17 protein-coding genes are annotated in these 17,966 nt (G+C 62.1%); 8 read left to right on the forward strand and 9 right to left on the reverse strand.

Features of this window, described 5'->3' with window-relative positions; genetic code table 11:
- Positions 1–48: 48 nt before the first annotated feature.
- Entirely contained in the window at positions 49–1,056 is a 1,008-nt protein-coding gene (locus K5K89_RS13410; protein WP_071491770.1) for an ABC transporter permease, read from the reverse strand.
- A gap of 362 nt (positions 1,057–1,418) precedes the next feature.
- On the opposite strand from K5K89_RS13410, the gene K5K89_RS13415 reads away from it, so the two are divergent.
- From K5K89_RS13415 to K5K89_RS13425, 3 genes are read left to right on the forward strand one after another with little or no spacing between them, the layout of a single operon-like run.
- Positions 1,419–2,255, forward strand: coding sequence for a transketolase (locus K5K89_RS13415; protein WP_222541584.1), 837 nt, complete (start codon positions 1,419–1,421; stop codon positions 2,253–2,255).
- Complete coding sequence (locus tag K5K89_RS13420; RefSeq protein WP_092245224.1) at positions 2,245–3,177, forward strand: transketolase family protein; 933 nt, start codon at positions 2,245–2,247, stop codon at positions 3,175–3,177. Before K5K89_RS13415 ends, K5K89_RS13420 begins: the two co-directional genes overlap by 11 nt.
- A gap of 5 nt (positions 3,178–3,182) precedes the next feature.
- Positions 3,183–4,658: an FGGY family carbohydrate kinase gene (locus K5K89_RS13425; RefSeq protein WP_222541585.1), complete on the forward strand. Its 1,476-nt coding sequence runs from the start codon at positions 3,183–3,185 to the stop codon at positions 4,656–4,658.
- A 175-nt stretch (positions 4,659–4,833) separates the two neighbouring features.
- Here K5K89_RS13425 and K5K89_RS13430 read toward each other — a convergent pair whose 3' ends face one another.
- Positions 4,834–5,778: an aliphatic sulfonate ABC transporter substrate-binding protein gene (locus tag K5K89_RS13430; RefSeq protein ID WP_071491766.1), complete on the reverse strand. Its 945-nt coding sequence runs from the start codon at positions 5,776–5,778 to the stop codon at positions 4,834–4,836.
- Between the two features lie 245 nt (positions 5,779–6,023).
- On the opposite strand from K5K89_RS13430, the gene K5K89_RS13435 reads away from it, so the two are divergent.
- Both K5K89_RS13435 and K5K89_RS13440 read left to right on the forward strand, forming a co-directional pair.
- Positions 6,024–6,962 (forward strand): aliphatic sulfonate ABC transporter substrate-binding protein, encoded by a 939-nt coding sequence (locus K5K89_RS13435; protein ID WP_222541586.1) that lies wholly within the window; start codon positions 6,024–6,026, stop codon positions 6,960–6,962.
- Positions 6,959–8,284: an LLM class flavin-dependent oxidoreductase gene (locus K5K89_RS13440; protein ID WP_222541587.1), complete on the forward strand. Its 1,326-nt coding sequence runs from the start codon at positions 6,959–6,961 to the stop codon at positions 8,282–8,284. Before K5K89_RS13435 ends, K5K89_RS13440 begins: the two co-directional genes overlap by 4 nt.
- Positions 8,285–8,325: 41 nt before the next feature.
- Here K5K89_RS13440 and K5K89_RS13445 read toward each other — a convergent pair whose 3' ends face one another.
- A complete protein-coding gene (locus K5K89_RS13445) occupies positions 8,326–9,168 on the reverse strand; it encodes an AraC family transcriptional regulator (RefSeq protein WP_222541588.1) in 843 nt (280 codons plus the stop codon).
- A 111-nt stretch (positions 9,169–9,279) separates the two neighbouring features.
- Here K5K89_RS13445 and K5K89_RS13450 point away from each other — a divergent pair, with 111 nt between their 5' ends.
- On the forward strand, positions 9,280–9,690 hold the full coding sequence (locus tag K5K89_RS13450; protein WP_071491762.1) for a hypothetical protein: 411 nt from the start codon (positions 9,280–9,282) through the stop codon (positions 9,688–9,690).
- 168 nt (positions 9,691–9,858) lie between these two features.
- Complete coding sequence (glsB, locus tag K5K89_RS13455) at positions 9,859–10,767, forward strand: glutaminase B (protein ID WP_071491761.1); 909 nt, start codon at positions 9,859–9,861, stop codon at positions 10,765–10,767.
- Positions 10,768–10,980: 213 nt separating this feature from the next.
- Here the strand turns inward: glsB and K5K89_RS13460 are convergent, their stop codons facing one another.
- From K5K89_RS13460 to K5K89_RS13475, 4 genes are read right to left on the reverse strand one after another with little or no spacing between them, the layout of a single operon-like run.
- Positions 10,981–12,249, reverse strand: coding sequence for an NAD(P)/FAD-dependent oxidoreductase (locus tag K5K89_RS13460; RefSeq protein ID WP_222541589.1), 1,269 nt, complete (start codon positions 12,247–12,249; stop codon positions 10,981–10,983).
- Positions 12,246–12,998: an amino acid ABC transporter ATP-binding protein gene (locus K5K89_RS13465; protein ID WP_071491759.1), complete on the reverse strand. Its 753-nt coding sequence runs from the start codon at positions 12,996–12,998 to the stop codon at positions 12,246–12,248. The genes K5K89_RS13460 and K5K89_RS13465 overlap by 4 nt, the downstream gene beginning before the upstream one ends.
- On the reverse strand, positions 12,995–13,663 hold the full coding sequence (locus K5K89_RS13470; RefSeq protein ID WP_222541590.1) for an amino acid ABC transporter permease: 669 nt from the start codon (positions 13,661–13,663) through the stop codon (positions 12,995–12,997). The genes K5K89_RS13465 and K5K89_RS13470 overlap by 4 nt, the downstream gene beginning before the upstream one ends.
- Complete coding sequence (locus tag K5K89_RS13475; protein ID WP_222541591.1) at positions 13,660–14,442, reverse strand: ABC transporter substrate-binding protein; 783 nt, start codon at positions 14,440–14,442, stop codon at positions 13,660–13,662. Before K5K89_RS13475 ends, K5K89_RS13470 begins: the two co-directional genes overlap by 4 nt.
- 215 nt (positions 14,443–14,657) lie before the next feature.
- Between K5K89_RS13475 and K5K89_RS13480 the strand changes: the two genes are divergently transcribed.
- The gene (locus K5K89_RS13480) at positions 14,658–15,437 is read left to right on the forward strand and encodes an IclR family transcriptional regulator (RefSeq protein ID WP_093512708.1); all 780 of its coding nucleotides are present in this window, start codon (positions 14,658–14,660) and stop codon (positions 15,435–15,437) included.
- 121 nt (positions 15,438–15,558) lie between these two features.
- Here the strand turns inward: K5K89_RS13480 and K5K89_RS13485 are convergent, their stop codons facing one another.
- Both K5K89_RS13485 and K5K89_RS13490 read right to left on the reverse strand, forming a co-directional pair.
- Complete coding sequence (locus K5K89_RS13485) at positions 15,559–16,803, reverse strand: saccharopine dehydrogenase family protein (RefSeq protein WP_222541592.1); 1,245 nt, start codon at positions 16,801–16,803, stop codon at positions 15,559–15,561.
- A 28-nt stretch (positions 16,804–16,831) separates the two neighbouring features.
- On the reverse strand, positions 16,832–17,929 hold the full coding sequence (locus K5K89_RS13490) for a carboxynorspermidine decarboxylase (protein WP_071491755.1): 1,098 nt from the start codon (positions 17,927–17,929) through the stop codon (positions 16,832–16,834).
- Between the last annotated feature and the right edge of the window lie 37 nt (positions 17,930–17,966).

Consider the following 17,966-nt stretch of genomic DNA (forward strand, 5'->3'; position numbering starts at 1 on the left):
CGGTGACTCCTGGTTTTATTGTTGGAGGGTGTCAACTGTCGAACAGGTTTAACGGGCAGTGCTGGAGCGGCGTCGCAGGGTGTCGATGGTCACGGCGAGGGCGATGACCACGCCGATCACCACTTGTTGAATGAAGGGCGAAACGCCCAGCAGGTTGAGACCATTGCGCAGCACGCCAATGATCAGCACACCGACCAGGGTGCCGCCGATGCTGCCGACGCCACCGCTGAGGCTGGCGCCGCCAATTACTACGGCGGCGATGGCGTCCAGTTCCAGGCTCAGGCCGGCGCTGGGTTGGGACGAGTCTAGGCGCGCGGCCAGGGTCACGGCGGCGATGCCGGCCAGCGCACCGCTGATGGCGTATACCCACAGGGTGATCGCCCGCACCTTGATGCCGGACAGGCGCGCCACTTCCGGGCTGCCGCCCATGGCGTACAGGTTACGGCCGCCGGCGCGAAAGCGCAGGAACACCCAGGCCACCACCAGCATCACCAGGAACAGCCCTACGGTTGCCGAGAGAAAGCCGAAGTGACGCACCGTGGCCAGACTGGTGAACCAGTCCGGGTAACCGACGATCTGCCGGCCTTCGGTGAGGATGTTCGCCAGGCCACGGGCCACCGACATCATGGTCAGCGTGGCAATGAACGGCGGCAGCTTGGCATAGGTGATCAAGGCGCCGGACACCAGCCCGGCGAGCATGCCGCTGGCTATCGAGATCGGGATCGCAAACCCCAGCGGCACCGCCTGGTCCTGGTACAGCCAGCCGAGCATCATCATCGAGAAGGCCAGCACCGACCCCACCGACAGGTCGATGCCGCCGATCACGATCACGGCGGTCATGCCAATTGCGAGGATGCCCAGCACCGTGACCTGATCAAGAATGTTCAGGCCATTGCGCAGCGAGAAGAAGAATTCGGAACTGAAGGAGAAGACCAGCACCAGCAACACCAGGCCGATCAGCGGGCCGCCGATATTGCTGGGAAGCAGTTTCACCAACCGGGGGCGGTGGGGCGGCTTGAGTTCGGCCGGGTGCTGGACAGTAGCTTTGGCGTCCACAGTGTTCTCCTGATTTATTTTTTTTGGAGTGCTTTCAAGTGCGCTGAATATTTATGCGTGCTTGACTGTTAATTCAGATTCCAGTGCCACCGTGGCAATGTCAAGCGCTTAATTTTTCCAACAGGCCTCTGGATCGCGACTTTCATCCAGCGCAAAGCCACGGGATAGATACGCGCGTGTGGGATTTCGGCCGTTTGTCCGAGGGACATTTCCAGGTTTTATTTCATTTTTCCACCGGTCATTCACTTGACCTGTCGAGCGTTCGGCGTCTAAATAGAAATATATTGTCACTGCTGAATAAATATTCAAATACAGCTTTGCACACTTTTACCCCGCGTGGTCAGCCTCAAAGGAGCCGCTGCATGAATGCCTTCCAGTACGACGCCCACCAGATCAAAGAACAGGCCCGCCTGATCCGGCGCCATGTGATCCGCCTGAATGCCGACTCACCGGCCGGCGGCCACACCGGGGCCGATCTCTCGGAAACCGATATTCTTGCCACCCTGTATTTCCGCATTCTCAATACCGGGCCGGAACGCACTGAAGACCCTGAGCGCGATATCTATATCCAGAGCAAGGGCCACGGTGTCGGTGGTTTGTATTGCTGCCTGGCGCAGGCGGGCTACATCCCCGTCGACTGGCTGCCCACCTACCAGCACTTCAACTCCCACCTGCCGGGTCACCCGGTGCGGCAGAAAACCCCTGGCATCGAACTGAACACCGGCGCCCTCGGCCACGGCCTGCCGGTGGCGGTGGGGCTGGCGCTGGCGGCGAAGATGTCCGGCAGCAAAAAACGCATCTATGTGCTGACCGGCGACGGTGAATTGGCTGAAGGCTCCAACTGGGAAGCGGCGATGGCGGCGGCCAAATACGGCCTGGATAACCTGTTCGTGATCGTCGACAAGAACAAGCTGCAACTGGCGGGCCTGACGGCGGACATCATGCCGCTGGACCCGCTGGACGTGAAATGGGCGGCCTTCGGTTTTCGTGTCAGCGAGTGCGACGGCAACGATACGGACCAGTTGATCGAAGCCCTGGAAAGCATGCAGGCCAAGACCGGCGCGCCCCAGGTGCTGATCGCCCACACCATCAAAGGCAAGGGCGTGTCGTTTATCGAAGCCCGTCCCGAATGGCACCACCGCGTGCCCAAGGGTGATGAAATCAACGCGGCACTGGAGGAGTTGAATCATGGCGAGTGAACATCTGGCGAGCGTCATGGTGGAAGCCTTTATTGCCGCCGTCGATGCCGGGCTGGACGTGGTGCCGGTGGTCAGCGATTCCACCTCCACGGCCAAGATCGGGCCGTTTGTGCAGCGCTTTCCCGAGCGTCTGATCAATGTGGGCATTGCCGAGCAGTCGCTGGTCAGCGTCGCGGCGGGCCTGGCCCTGGGCGGCAAGATCGCTGCGACCTGCAACGCAGCGCCATTCCTGATTTCGCGGGCCAATGAGCAGATCAAAGTCGACGTCTGCTACAACCAGGCCAACGTGAAGATGTTCGGCCTGAATGCCGGTGCCAGTTACGGCCCGTTGGCCAGCACGCACCACAGCCTCGACGATATTTCGGTAATGCGCGGCTTTGGCAACGTGCAGATCTTTGCTCCGGCCGACGCGCTTGAATGCCGGCAGATCGTCGACTACGCGCTGCGCTACCACGGCCCGGTGTATATCCGGCTCGACGGCAAAGCGTTGCCGGACCTGCACACGGGCGACTATCAATTTGCCCCAGGGCAGGTGGATATCCTGCGCCAGGGCGCGGACGTGAGCATCGTCGCCCTGGGCTCGGTGGTGCATGAAGCGCTGGATGCGGCACGGGTGCTGGCGGAGCAGGGCATCCAGGCGCAGGTGATCAACCTGTCGTCGATCCGGCCATTGCAGCGTGACGTGTTGCTCAGCGCCCTGCGTGGCACGCGGGCGGTCATCACGGTTGAAGAGCACAACATCAACGGTGGCGTGGGCAGCCTGGTGGCCGAAGTGCTGGCCGAAGCCGGGCTGGGGATTGCCCTGGTGCGCCTGGGCATCGGCGATGGTGAATATGCCGCCGCCGGCGCTCGCGAACCGACCCGCGCCTTGCATAACATCGACGCGGCTGGGATTGTGGCGGCTGCCACTCGGTTGCGGTGAATGCGATGACAGACAATACGCCGCTGATCCTGGCGATAGATGAAGGCACCAGCAACGCCAAGGCGGTGCTGGTCAACGAGCGCGGACAGGTGATTGCGCGGGGCTCGCGGCCGCTGAGCATTACCCATCCGCAGCCGGGGTTTTCCGAGCAGGACCCGCTGCTGATCTGGCACAGCACCCTGGCCGCCATTGAGGAGTGCCTGGCCCAGGTGGACCGGCCGATCACCGCGCTGGCCATCAGCAACCAGCGAGAATCGGTGGTGGCCTGGGACCGGCATACCGGCGAAGCGCTGTCGCCGTGCATCAGTTGGCAATGCCGGCGCTCCACCGCGTTGTGTGCCCAGTTGCATGAGCAGGGGCATGAAGCGCTGATCCTGGAAAAAACCGGGTTGGCCTTGGACCCGATGTTCTCGGCCGGCAAGTTCCGCTGGATTCTCGACCACCTTGAGGATGGCCACGCACGCGCCGCTGCCGGTGATATCTGCCTGGGCACGGTGGACAGCTGGTTGCTGTGGAAACTCAGCGGCGGCCAGGTGTTCGCCACCGACTACTCGAATGCCGCCCGCACGCAACTGTTCAACCTGCACACCTGTGCCTGGGACCCGGCGCTGCTGGCGCTGTTCAAGATTCCATTGGCCGCATTGGCCCCCATCCAGCCCAGTGCAGGCTTTTTTGCCGAAACCGTTGCGGCGGGCGGGTTGCCCGCCGGCATCCCGGTAATGTCGATGATTGGCGACTCCCACGCTGCGCTGTACGGGCAGGGCGGCTTTGCGCCGGGGCTGGTGAAAGCGACACTGGGCACCGGGTCGTCGTTGATGACGCCCATGGGCGGCCCGATTGCCTCGACTCACGGCTTGTCCACCACCCTGGCCTGGCACGACGGTGGTCAACCGACGTTCGGCATGGAAGGCAACATCGTCCATACGGGCGCCGCCGTGCAGTGGGCCTCGCGCCTGGTGGCGGGGGAATCCCTCGATGCCCTCACCGAACAGGCGGCGCAACTGTCGGATAACGGCGGCGTGTATTTCGTGCCGGCGTTGTCCGGGCTGGGCGCGCCCCACTGGAAGGCCGATGCACGGGGCCTGATCTGTGGGCTGACCGAGGCCACCTCTGGTGCGCATATCCTGCGGGCGTCGCTGGAGTCCATCGGTTATCAGATCCGCGATGTGTTCGAGGCCATGCAGCAGGACATCGGCAGCCCGTTGAAAGAGCTGTGGGTGGACGGCGGTGCGACGCGCAACCGTTGGCTGATGCAGTTCCTGGCCAACCTGCTGCAACGCCCGGTGGTGCGCAGCCTGTCACCCGAAGTCTCGGCACTGGGCGCGGCGCACCTGGCGGGGAGGGCGTCGGGGGTGTGGGCGAGTGATGCAGCGCTGGGCGCGCTGGAGCGGCAGCGGGAGCGGTTTGAGCCGCAGGATGATCCCGCGATGGCGGGGCGTTACAGCGAATGGAAAAAGGCCCTGGCCCGCACACTGTTGTGACCATCGTGATCCAAATCTGTGGCGAGCGGGCTTGCCCCGCGTCGGGCTGCGAAGCAGCCCCCACACCAGCGGCCGAAGAGTGCCTGACTCACCGCATTCCTCCTTCCAGGGTCGCTTCGCAACCCAACGCGGGGCAAGCCCGCTCGCCACAGTTGCAGTACTCCCTGTTACGCCCTCAAGGCTTCCAGGTCTGTACATCCTTGGCATCCACCGCCTTGGGCAATAACCCCGCCTTGAAGAACGCATCGGCGATTTTTTGCTGTTCGCCCAACTGATCGAGCGTCACCGGTTGCACCAGGTAGCTGCGGTGCGCATTGGCTGCTTCAACCGTCGCTACATCCAGGTTGCCCCACAACGGCCCCAGCACCTTGGCCGCATCCTGGGGGTGGGTTTTCACCCACTGCCCGGCTTTTTCCAACTGCTCGTACACCACCCTCAATACTTCCGGGTGCGCCTTGGCGTACGGTGTACCGGTCAGGTAGTAACGCTTGTAGCTGGCCAGCCCTGCGCCGTCCGCCAGGGTGCGTGTGGGCAATTGGCGCTGCACGCTGGTCAGGAAGGGTTCCCAGGTAACCCAGGCGTCCACCTTGTTGTTCTCGAACGCCGCGCGACCGTCGGCGGGTGACAGGTAGGCCGGTTCGATATCTGAAAAGGCCAGCCCCGCCTTGGCCAGTGCGGCGATCAGCAAGTAGTGGGTGCCAGCGGCCTTGGTCACGGCGATCTTCTTGCCCTTGAGGTCCGCCAGGTTCTGGATCGGCGAGTCCTTGCGTACCACGATGGCCTGGGCCGCGGGCGAGGGCGCTTCCTGGGCGAAATAGGTGAGTTTGGCCTGGGCCGCCTGGGCGAAGATCGGCACGGTGTCGGCCACGTCGGCGCTGATATCCACATTGCCCACGTTCAGTGCTTCGAGCAGCGGCAGGCCGCTGGGGAACTCGTGCCAGCTCACGTCGATGTTGTCGGCCTTGAGGGCTTTTTCCAGGGTGCCCTGGGTTTTCAGCAAGGTGATCAGGGTCGAGGACTTCTGGTAACCGATGCGTACGGTTTCCTGGGCCTGCGCGCTGATGGCGACGGACAGAGCCAGCAAGCCGAGGAGTGCGGCGAAGGGGTGACGTAGGGACATGGCGAGCTCGATCTGTGACGAAATAGGCCTGAGCTTAAAGTTCTAAAAACTATTCGTTAAATACTCTTTCGATCTGAGCTTAGGACGCTTTTCCCTGCCGCCTATGAATTGGGCATAACCATAGAATTATAAGATTCTTTCATCATTGCTCATCGTTAATATAATCGAACAAGCTTTATTGCCAGGCCTGACGCGGTTTTTTGGCATAAGCAGCGCCCTTCATTTCTTCCTCGCCAAGGCCTCCCATGACGTTCAAAAAACTAATCGTCGCCGCCAGCCTGCTGTTCGCCGCCACGGCGGCCCAGGCCGAGCAAACCCTGGATATCAGCTACCAGCGCTCATCCACCCTGTGGATCCTGCTCAAGCAAAATGGCCAGTTGGAACAGCGCCTCAAGCCCCTGGGATTCACGGTGAACTGGCATGAATTCAGCACCGGCCTGCTCAGTTCGCTGAATGCCGGCAGCGTCGACCTGCACGCCGATGTGGCTGACGCATTCGCGCTGTTTACCCAGGCCGCCGATGCACCGCTGACCTATTACGCCCAGGAAAACGCATCGCCGGGCGCCCAGGCGATCATCGTTCAGGACCCGTCGCCGATCCACAGCATCGCCGACCTCAAGGGCAAGACCGTTGCCGTGTCCAAGGGCTCGGGCAGCAACTACCTGCTGATCTCGGCGTTGAAAAAGGCCGGGCTGACCCTGGCCGATATCACCCCGCGTTACCTGGAAGCCCCGGATGGCGGCGCGGCCTTCGCTAATGGCAGTGTCGACGCGTGGGTGATCTGGGACCCGTTCTTCGCCACCCAACAGTTGGATCACCATGTGCGTGTAATCGCCGACGGCAAGGACGGCCTGGCCGACTACAACCGTTTCTATCTGGCGACGACGACGTTCGCCAAGGCCCACCCGGACGTGTTGCAGGTGACCTTCGACACCCTGCGCGAGACCGGCCAATGGGTGAAGGCCCATCCCAAGGAAGCCGCCGCCATCCTTGGCCCGCTGTGGGGCAATATCGCCCCGGCCACGGTCGAGCGCGCCAATAGCCGCCGCAGCTACGACATCATCCCGGTCAAGCTGGACAACCTCGCCGAGCAACAGCGCATCGCCGACACCTATTACGCCGCCAAGCTGATTCCCAAGCCGTTGCAGGTCAGCGCCATTACCGTGTGGACGCCCAAGCCATGAGCCGCCAGATCCATTTATCCGCGTTCCTGTTGAGTGGGCCGGTGGTGCACAGCCACGCGGTGTGGCGCCATCCTGAAACCGTCGGCAATTACCTCGACCCGGAGTACTACGCGCGGGTCGCCAAGGTGGTGGAAGAGGGGCTGTTCGACTTCCTGTTCTTCGCCGACCGCCTGGCCGTGGGCGACCAGATGGGCGGCTCGCGCGAGTTGGCCTTGCGCTACGGCGCCCAGGACGCCACGCGTCTGGACCCGTTGCCGATCCTGTCTTACCTGGTCGGCAAGACCAGCAGGCTGGGCCTGGGCGCAACGCGGTCCACCACCTATTACGAACCGGCGCACATCGCCCGTGAATTCGCCACCCTCGACCACCTGTCCAGGGGCCGCGCGGCGTGGAACATCGTCACCTCGATGAACGACAGCGAGGGTCGCCTGTTCGGCAAGGACAAGCACCTGGAGCACGACCTGCGCTACGACCGCGCCGATGAGTTTGTTGAAGTTGCGCTGAAACTGTGGAACAGCTGGGGCAAGGACGCGCTTAAACTGAACCGCGAAAGCGGCGTGCTGGCAGACCCTGGATTGATCCGTTCGGTGCAGCACCAGGGCGAGTGGTTCAGGGTCGAAGGCCCGCTGAATATCCCGCGCACGCCCCAGGGCCGACCGGTACTGATCCAGGCTGGTTCTTCCGGGCGTGGTCGGCGCTTCGGTGCGCGTTGGGCCGAGGCGATCTTCACTATCCATCCGCACTTGGCGGCCATGCGTGCATTCCGCGATGACGTGCGTGCCCAGGTGGTGCAGCAGGGGCGCGACGCCGACAGCTGCAAAGTGCTGACGGCGGTGATGCCGTTCATGGGGGGCAGCGAGGCCGAGGCCCGCGCCAAGCGCGATCGGCACAATGCGCTGGCCCGTCCGGAACTGGGGCTGGTGACACTGGCCTCGCAGTTGAATGTGGACCTGTCGCCATTCCCGCTTTCGGCGACACTGGCCGAGATCGCCCAGTCGTCGCTGATCCACCCGGCTGCGGCGGAAAAGCTGTTGATGCAAGGCCCGCAAACCACCCTGGAACAACTCGGGCGCATCTTTGCCAGCAGCGTGCGCGTGCCGCAATTGGTGGGTACCGGCGCGCAGATTGCCGATCAACTGGCCGAGCTGTTCGAGCAGGGCGGTTGCGACGGGTTTGTGATCTCTCCGGGGTATTTGCCGGGTTCGTTCACGGAGTTTGTCGAGAGCGTGATTCCGCATTTGCAGCGCAAGGGGCTGTTCCGCACCGCGTATGAAGGGGCGACGTTGCGTGAGCATTTGGGCTTGGCTGATCTGGACAGTTGACTGTGTGGCGAGCAGGCCTGCAGATCCGGGTAGCCGCCCCTTCAGTTCAGCGCAATCGTCGCCGGGGCCAGCGAGCTCAACGCCCCGGCGCGGTCCGCCAGGTAACGCGCCGGCGGCTGGCCTACCGTCTTGCGGAACATGGTGATAAAACCGCTGGCGTTCTCATAGCCCAGGTCCAGGGCCACGCGTTGCACGCTCTCACCCCTGGCCAGGCGTTGCAGCGACAGGATTACATGCAACTGCCGGCGCCAACGGCCAAAACTCAGGCCCAGTTCCCCCAGCAGCAGACGCGTCATGCTGCGTTCGCTCATGCCGATGCGCACCGCCCATTGACCGAGGGTGGACTTGTCCGCCGGTTCAGCCAGCAGGCTGTCGGCCAGGCGACGCAGGCGCGGATCTTGTGGCATGGGCAGGTGCAGGGCTTCAACAGGCGCGACGGCCAATTCATCCAGCAAGGTACTGATCAAACGGCCCTGGGCGCCGTGATCGTCATACAGTTGCGGGAAACTCACCGCCTTGCTGATCAGCTCATGCAGCAGGGCCGACACCGCCAGCGTGCAGCATTGCCGGGGCAGGGCGCAGGCGGCATCGGGGTCGATCAGCAGGCAATAGACTTCCGCAGCGCCAGCCCCCCGTGCCGCGTGGGGCGTTCCGCCGGGAATCCACAGCGCGCATTGCGGCGGCACGATCCAGATACCGGCCTCAATCTCGCAATGGATGACCCCGCGCAAGGTGTACATCAGTTGGCCTTTGCGATGGGCATGCTGGGTATGTTCCCAGGTATCCGACGTGGCGGTGGCCCCTACGGCCACTACGGCGCGGGGGAATACGTCGGCGTCTCTGGACAGTGACGGATCGTGCATTTCCAGGCGATGGTGTTTCATGACAAGGGATCGCAGGTTGGCTGAATTGCGAAACAGTCTGGCTATTCTGTGCAATGCCGTCCAGCGGCTTGAGACCTATAGTGAGATCAATTCTCAACAAGGAGCTCGGCCATGCGACTCGACAGTTCAACATTCCCGGTGGTGAAAATCGTCTTTGATGCGCCCAATGAAGGCGGGCCGGAGGATGCCTTCGCCGTGTTCGAAAGCCTGCTGGCCCGCCAGCAACCCTTCCTGCTGCTGCACGAAAAATCCGTGGACGAGAACAATCACGAACACTCCCATGAGGAGCGCAAGCAAGCGTCGATCTGGATGAAGAAAAACAAACAGGCGCTGCATACCTACGTCAAAGGCATGATCCAGGTCGAGCCCAGTGCCGCGCAGCGCCTGGCGCTCAAGCCGTTTGCCGCGATGTTCGGCAAGGCCTGGGGTTATCCGTTGCTGGTGGTGGAATCCCGTGACCGGGCCTGGGCACTGGCGCGGGATGTGCTGGATGAGCGGGTGTCGGATGTGGCGCACTTTTGAGCGCACGCAACATTGAGCTGCGGCGAGGGAGTCCCCACTCCCTCTGTGGCGAGCGGGCTTGTCCCGCGTTGGGGTGCGAAGCGCCCCTGATCAAGCTTGACCTGCGTGTTTCAGGTATCCTCCGCGCCCCGCTTACCACCGATTCAAAGACAGATGACTGGACAAGACATGCAGGCGCTGCTGGAGTCGATCCTCGACGAAGTGCGCCCCCTGATCGGCCTCGGCAAAGTCGCCGATTACATCCCGGCATTGGCCGATGTGCCTGCCAACCAATTGGGCATCGCCGTGTATGGCAACGACGGCTCGGCCTATTGCGCCGGTGACGCCGACACGCTGTTCTCGGTGCAGAGCATTTCCAAGGTGTTCAGCCTGGTGCAGGCCATCGACCATGGTGGCGAAACCATCTGGGAACGCCTGGGCCATGAGCCTTCCGGGCAGCCGTTCAACTCCATGGTGCAGCTGGAGTTCGAACGTGGCCGCCCGCGTAATCCGTTCATCAACGCCGGTGCGCTGGTGATCTGCGACATCAACCAATCGCGCTTCGCCGTGCCGATCTTGTCGATGCGCGATTTCGTCCGGCGCCTGTCGGGCAACCCGCAGATCCTGGTCAACAGCGTCGTCGCCGAATCCGAGGCCCAGCACGGTGCCCGCAACGCCGCCATGGCCTACCTGATGAAATCCTTTGGCAACTTCCACAACGACGTGGACGCGGTGCTGCACAGCTATTTCAACTACTGCGCCTTGCAGATGAGCTGCCTGGACTTGGCCAAGGCATTCAGCTTCCTGGCCAACGAAGGCACGAGTGCCCACAGCGGCGAACAGATTTTAACGGCGCGTCAGACCAAGCAGGTCAACTCGATCATGGCCACCAGCGGGCTGTACGACGAAGCGGGCAATTTTGCCTATCGCGTGGGCTTGCCGGGCAAGAGCGGGGTGGGCGGCGGGATTGTCGCGGTGGTGCCGGGGCAATTTACAGTGTGCGTGTGGTCGCCGGAGTTGAATACGGCGGGGAACTCGCTGGCGGGGATGAAGGCGTTGGAATTGTTGAGTGAGCGGATTGGGTGGTCGGTGTTTTGAGGGCGCGCCCCGTTCATGGGAGCGATCGCCGTTGGCGATTGAGAGTATTGATCGCTTTACGGGTGTAATAGGGTCTCCCGGAAAAGGAGAACCAGTGTGGGAGCTGGCTTGCCTGCGATGGCGGTACATCAGCCAACACATCCAGTGGCTGACACATCGCCATCGCGGGCAAGCCCACTCCCACATGGGGAGTGGTGTGAGTGAGGGCTCTGTTCAGCTCCAATTGAGCCGATCCAGCAAGCTATACCACGCCACCCCCGCCCCAATGTAAAACCGCTGCAACCCATGCATCGGCAAGCGCTGCAACGGTGTTACCGGATAGGCGAACTCCGCCGTGCTGTCGCACAACCGCCCCGCCAATTGCTGCCCCAGGCTGGTACACAGCGCGATGCCACGGCCATTGCAGCCCAGTGCCAACGTCAACCCCGGTGCGGGCTGGTGCACATGGGGCATGAAGTCCCGCGTGATCGCAATACGGCCCGCCCAGCGATACTCGAATTCCAGTGGCCCCAATTGCGGAAACAGCAGTGCCAGCGAGCGTTCCAGGTGGGCGAAATCCGTGGGTGACGTGGGGTCGTTGAACAGCCCGCGTCCGCCCATCAGCAAGCGGCCATGGCTGTCTTTGCGAAAGTACAGCAGCAGCCGTTGTGCGGTGGAGACGGTTTCCTGCCCCGGCAAGATGCTGTCCGCCGCTCGCCCGCTCAAGGGTTTGGTGGCGACGATAAAACTGTTCGCCGCCAGGATGCTCTGCGCCATGCCCGGCCACAGGTTGCCGCTGTAGCCGTTGGTGGCCAACACCACTTGATCGGCCGTGACCTGCGCACCGCCAGCCGTCTGCAATTGCCAGCCGCAACCCTGGCGCTGCAACCCGGTCACCGCGCTTTGCCCATGGATCCGCACACCCGCCGCCAACGCCGCACCCACCAAGCCACGGGCATACGCCAACGGCTGAATCGCCCCGGCGCGACCGTCCAGCCAGCCACCGGCAAACGCCTCACTGCCCATGCGCGAAGCCACCGCTGCGGCATCCAGGCGCTGCACCGGTACACCGCGCCTGGCCCATTGATCTGCCCGTGCGTGCAACCCGGCCACGCCTTTTTCGCTGTACGACACCTGCATCCAGCCCTTGCGTACCGGCGCGCAATCGATGCCGTGTTTTTCGATCAGCTTGAACACCAGGTCGGCCGAGTTCGATACAGTCGAGATCAACGGTTCGGCGCGCTCCGCTCCGTACATCCGCACCAGTTGCTGCGGATCGTATTTGAGCGTCGGGTTGACCTGTCCGCCGTTGCGTCCGGACGCACCCCAGCCCGGCTCGTTGGCCTCCAGTACGCACACGCTGACGCCGCGCTCGGCCAAATGCAGCGCCGTCGACAAGCCGGTATACCCCGCGCCGACAATCGCCACGTCCACCTTCACCGACTCGCTCAAGGCCGGCGTCGGCACGACAGATGGAGCCGTGGCTGACCACAAAGTCTTCATGACAGGCTCCGCGTGTTGCCGGTGGGGTGCAGCACGCGCCGCAGGAAGTCCTGGGTCCGCGCATGCTGCGGGTTGCCCAGCACCTGTTCGGCCGGCCCGCTTTCGACGATGTAGCCGCCATGCAGGAAGCACACGCGGTCGGCCACTTCCCGTGCAAAGCCCATTTCGTGAGTGACGACGATCATGGTCATGCCCTCATCGGCGAGGGTGCGCATCACCGCCAGCACATCACCGACCAGTTCAGGGTCGAGGGCCGAGGTGGGTTCATCGAACAGCATGGCTTCGGGTTTCATCGCCAGGGCACGGGCGATGGCCACGCGTTGTTGCTGGCCGCCGGAGAGCTGCTCCGGGTAGGCCTCGGCCTTGGCGCTCAGGCCGACTTTTTCCAGCAGCACCAGGGCTTCTTCGCGAGCCTGCCTGGGCGGCTCGCCTTTGACGTACACCGGGCCTTCCATCACGTTCTCCAGCACGGTGCGATGGGGGAACAGGTTGAAGCGCTGGAACACCATGCCCATGCGGCTGCGCAGGGCGTGCACGCTCTTGCTGCCGCGCTGCACGGTTTCGCCGAACACGTTGATGTGCCCGCCGTCATAGGCTTCCAGCGCGTTGATGCAGCGCAGCAAAGTGGATTTGCCCGAGCCCGACGGCCCGATCAGGCACACCACTTCGCCCTTGGCCACGTCGAGGTCTACGCCGTGCAGCACGCGGTGGCTGCCGTAATGTTTTTGCAGTTGGCGAATCTCGATCATGCTTTTTTCCTCCGGCCCAGGTGTTGTTCCATGCGGCGCAGGCCGTACACCAGCGGCAGGCTCATCAGCAGGTAGAGCAGGGCGACCAGGGTGTAGACGGTCATGTTCTGGAAGGTCGACGAGGCGATCAGTTGGCCCTGGCGGGTCATCTCCGCGACGGTGATGGTGGACACCAGCGACGAGTCCTTGAGCATCATTACCAACGTGTTGCCGTACGGCGGCAGGGCGATGCGAAACGCTTGCGGCATGATCACCCGGCGCATCATCAGCGCCGAGCGCATGCCCAGTGCTTCGGCGGCTTCACGCTGGCCCTGTTCGACGGCAATGATGCCCGTGCGGAAGTTCTCGGCCTGGTACGCCGAGTAGGCGATGCCCATGCCGATCACGCCCGCGTAGAACGCGGTGAGGTGCACGCCCATGTCCGGTAGCACGAAGTAGATGTAGAACAACTGCACGATGATCGGCAGCCCACGGATCACATTGATGATGGTGCTCGCCGCCCACGACAGTGCACGGATCGGCGACAGCTTGAGCAACGCCAGCACCAGGCCGATGGCACTGCTGAGCAGGAACGACAGCACGGTGATCTGGATCGTCACCCACGCGCCTTGCAGCAGAATCGGCAAAAAGTCCTGGGCGTTTTGCAGGAACTCCGCCGGGTTCATGGGCGCACCTGGGTATCGAGGCCCCACTTCTTGAGAATGCTGTCGAGGGTGCCGTCTGCCTTGATCCTGGCAATGGCGGTGTTCAGGCGCTCCAGGGTTTGCGCGTCACCCTTGCGCACCACCAGGCACACCTGGCCGACGTTGGTGGGCTTGTAGTCCGGCGCCAGTTTCACGCCTTTGAACAGCTTCTGGCGGATCTGGTAGGCGACCACCGGCTGGTCACCCACGGCGGCCTTGATGCGGCCCAGGGACAGGTCGCGGACCATCTCGCCGATGGAGTCGTAGGTGCGGATTTCCTTGAAGATGCCGAGCTTGTTCAACTGGTCATAGAAGACGGTGCCGGCCTGTACGCCGACCACCTGATCCTTCAGCGGCATCAGGTCAGGGTAGGCGGTATTGTCGTCGGCGTTGATGATCAGGCCTTCACCGTAGGCATACACCGGGGCGCTGAAGTCGACGACCTTGGTGCGCTCTTCGGTCTCGAGCATGCCGGCGGAAATAAAATCCAACTTGCCGGAGGTGAGAGAGGGGATCAGCGCAGCGAAGTTGGTCTGCTCGATCTGGCTGGTAAAACCGCCGGCCTTGCCCACGGCCTCGGCCACATCGACCATCACGCCCTGGATGCTGTTGCTCTTGATGTCGAGGAAGGTAAACGGCGAACCACTGGCCGTTGCACCGACTTTGTACGAGGACGCACTTTCTGCGTGCACCGCGCTGACGCACAGCGTGGCGCAAAGACCGAAGGCGAGGCGGCGAAACAAGGGCGAAAGACTGTTCATCGGGTTACTCCAGAAGGAAAACGGATAGTCAGTACCGCAAGCGGCTGCCGATGAAATCGCAAGCTCTGTGCCATTTCGATTGATTAAAATCGAATATCGCTATAGAAAATCGACAAAATGAACTGTTCGTATCGATATGCGATATTAAGTGGTCTATTTCTGTGATTTGAGGTAGAAATATCACCACGCCTGATCGACCTGACCGCGAGTCCGCCATGTCCGAAGAACGCAACAGTCTGCACAACCAATCCCTGGAAAAAGGCCTGTCGGTGCTCAAGGCATTCAGTGCACAGCGCCGCAGCATGAGCCTTGCAGAGGTGGCCGAGGCCGCCGGCATGACCAAAAGCTCGGCCCAGCGCATGGTGTTTACCCTCGAAAGCCTGGGTTACCTTCGGAAACACTCCCGCACCCGGCATTACCAACTCACACCCCGGGTGCTGGAGTTGGGCTTCAGTTACCTGGATGCGCATTCGTTGATCGAGGTGGCGAATCCGTTTCTGTCGGAGTTGACCCGGCTGACCGGCGAGACCTCGTGCCTCACCGAGCCTGCGGGCTACGACATGACCTACATCGCACGGTTCGTCAGCGCGGGCTTTGTGCCGGTGCACATGCCGATCGGCTCGCGGGTGCCGATGTACTGCACGGCGTCGGGGCGGGCGTATTTGAGCGCGTTGCCGCAGGAGGAAGCGCTGGTGTTGATCGAGAACAGTCAGCGTATTGCCCACACCAGCCAGACGCTGACTGAAGTCGACGAAATCATGGCGTCGTTGCAGCAGGTGCGTGAGCAGGGCTATGCGGTCAATGGCCAGGAGCTGTTCCTGGGCGACATGACCATCGGCGCCCCCGTGCTGGGTGCCAATGGTCGACCGGTGGCGGCGGTGCATGTGGTGGCGCCGACCAGCCGCTGGACTCGGGCGGATGCAGAGAAACAGTTGGCGCCGGCGCTTCTGCAATGCTCAAGGGCACTGAGCAACTCGGCCCGTAACCTGGAATAACAGACACCCTGAAACCCAATGTAGGAGGGGGCTTGCCCCCGATTGCAGTGTCTCAGTCAACACAGGTGTGACTGGTCTACCGCTATCGGGAGCAAGCCCCCTCCCACTTGCAGCTGCCTATTCAGGCAATCGCATCCCAAGCCCGATCACCGTTCTCGTCTTTGATCCGAGTCGGCAACCCCATCACATCCAGCGCCTTCAGGAACGGCTCGGCCGGCAGTTCCTCGACGTTGGCCATGTGCTTCACATCCCACTCGCCACGGGCCACCAGCAGTGCAGCGGCCACTGGTGGCACGCCTGCGGTGTAGGAGATGCCCTGGCTGTCAGTCTCGGCAAAGGCTTCTTCATGGCACGCCACGTTGTAGATGAATATCTCGTGGGGCTGGCCGTTCTTGGTGCCCTTGACCAGGTCGCCGATGCAGGTCTTGCCGGTGTAGCCGGGGGCCAGCGAAGACGGGTCGGGCAGCACGGCCTTGACCAGTTTCAGCGGCACGACTTCCAGGCCTTCGGCGGTGGTGACCGGTTTTTCGGAAAGCAGGCCGAGGTTTTTCAGCACGGTGAACACGTTGATGTAGTGTTCGCCGAAGCTCATCCAGAAACGCACGTTGGGCACGTCGAGGTTTTTCGACAGCGAGTGCACTTCATCGTGGCCGGTGAGGTAGAGGTTCTGCGAACCGACAACCGGCAGATCATCGGTGCGTTTGACTTCGAACATGGTGTTGCTGGTCCACTGGCTGTTCTGCCAGCTCCACACCTGTCCGGTGAACTCGCGGAAGTTGATTTCCGGGTCGAAGTTGGTGGCGAAATATTTGCCATGGGAGCCGGCATTGACGTCGAGGATGTCGATCGAATCAATGCGGTCGAAATGCTGTTGCTGCGCCAGCGCGGCATACGCGTTGACGACACCCGGGTCGAAGCCCACGCCAAGGATGGCGGTGATGTTCTTCTGTTTGCACTCTTCCAGGTGGTTCCATTCGTAGTTGCCGTACCACGGCGGGGTCTCGCAGACCTTGCCCGGCTCTTCGTGGATGGCGGTGTCGAGGTATGCAACGCCGGTGTCGATGCAGGCCCGCAAAACCGACATGTTGAGGAACGCGGAACCGACGTTGATGACGATCTGCGAGTCGGTCTCGCGGATCAGGGCCTTGGTCGCTTCCACGTCCAGGGCGTTCAGCGCGAAGGCTTGGATATCGGCGGGTACCTTGAGGCTACCCTTGGCCTTGACGCTGTCGATGATGGCCTGGCATTTGGAGATGTTGCGCGACGCGATAGCAATACGACCGAGTTCGTCGTTGTGCTGCGCGCACTTGTGGGCCACCACCTTGGCGACACCTCCTGCACCAATGATAAGAACGTTCTTTTTCAATTGCTTTATCTCTCCTTTATCCGCCAGCTTACGAAAGGCTGGACAGGTAGTCGTCGTAACCAAATTCACGAACCATCTCGACTGTACCGTCGAGTTGTTTCACTACGATGGACGGCATTTTCAGGCCGTTGAACCAGTTTTTCTTGACCATGGTGTAGCCTGCGGTGTCGATGAACGACAGCCGATCGCCGATGGCCAGCGGACGATCAAATTGATACTCGCCGAAGATGTCTCCGGCCAGGCAGGATTTGCCGCACACCATGTAGGTGTGTTCACCGTCGCTTGGTGCCAGCTTGGCGTTGAGGCGGTAGATCAGCAGGTCCAGCAGGTGGGCTTCGATGGAGCTGTCGACCACGGCGAGGTGCTTGCCGTTGTAGAGGGTGTCGAGCACGGTCACTTCCAACGAGGCGCTGTTGGTGATCGCCGCTTCGCCGGGTTCCAGGTACACCTGCACGCCGTACTTCTCGGAGAATGCCTTCAGGCGGGCGCAGAACGCGTCCACGGCATAGTCTTCACCGGTGAAGTGGATGCCGCCGCCGAGGCTGACCCACTCAACCTTGTGCAGCAGCGCGCCGAAGCGTTCTTCGATGACGCCGAGCATCTTGTCGAACAGGCTGAAGTCGCCGTTCTCGCAGTTGTTGTGGAACATGAAGCCAGAGATCTGCTCGATCACACCTTCGATCTTCACCGGGTCCCATTCGCCCAGGCGGCTGAACGGACGCGCCGGGTCGGCCAGCAGGTAGTCGGAGCTGCTCACCTGCGGGTTGACGCGCAGGCCGCGGGTCTTGCCTTCGCTGCGTTCGGCAAAGCGCTGCAGTTGGCTGATGGAGTTGAAGATGATTTTGTCGCAGTTATCCAGCATCTCTTCGATTTCATCGTCGGCCCAGGCCACGCTGTAGGCGTGGGCTTCACCTTCGAACTTCTGGCGGCCGAGCTTCAACTCGTACAGCGACGACGAGGTGGTGCCGTCCATGTATTGCTGCATCAGGTCGAACACCGACCAGGTGGCAAAGCACTTGAGCGCCAGCAGGGCCTTGGCGCCGGACTGTTCGCGCACGTAAGCAATCTTCTGCATGTTGACCAGAAGCTTCTGTTTATCGATGAGGTAGTACGGCGTTTTGATCATTTTTGAGAGCCTGCGGCGGTGCCTGCCAAAAAAGGAC

Source organism: Pseudomonas sp. DR208, from assembly GCF_019823005.1.
Taxonomy (GTDB): Bacteria; Pseudomonadota; Gammaproteobacteria; order Pseudomonadales; family Pseudomonadaceae; genus Aquipseudomonas; species Aquipseudomonas extremorientalis.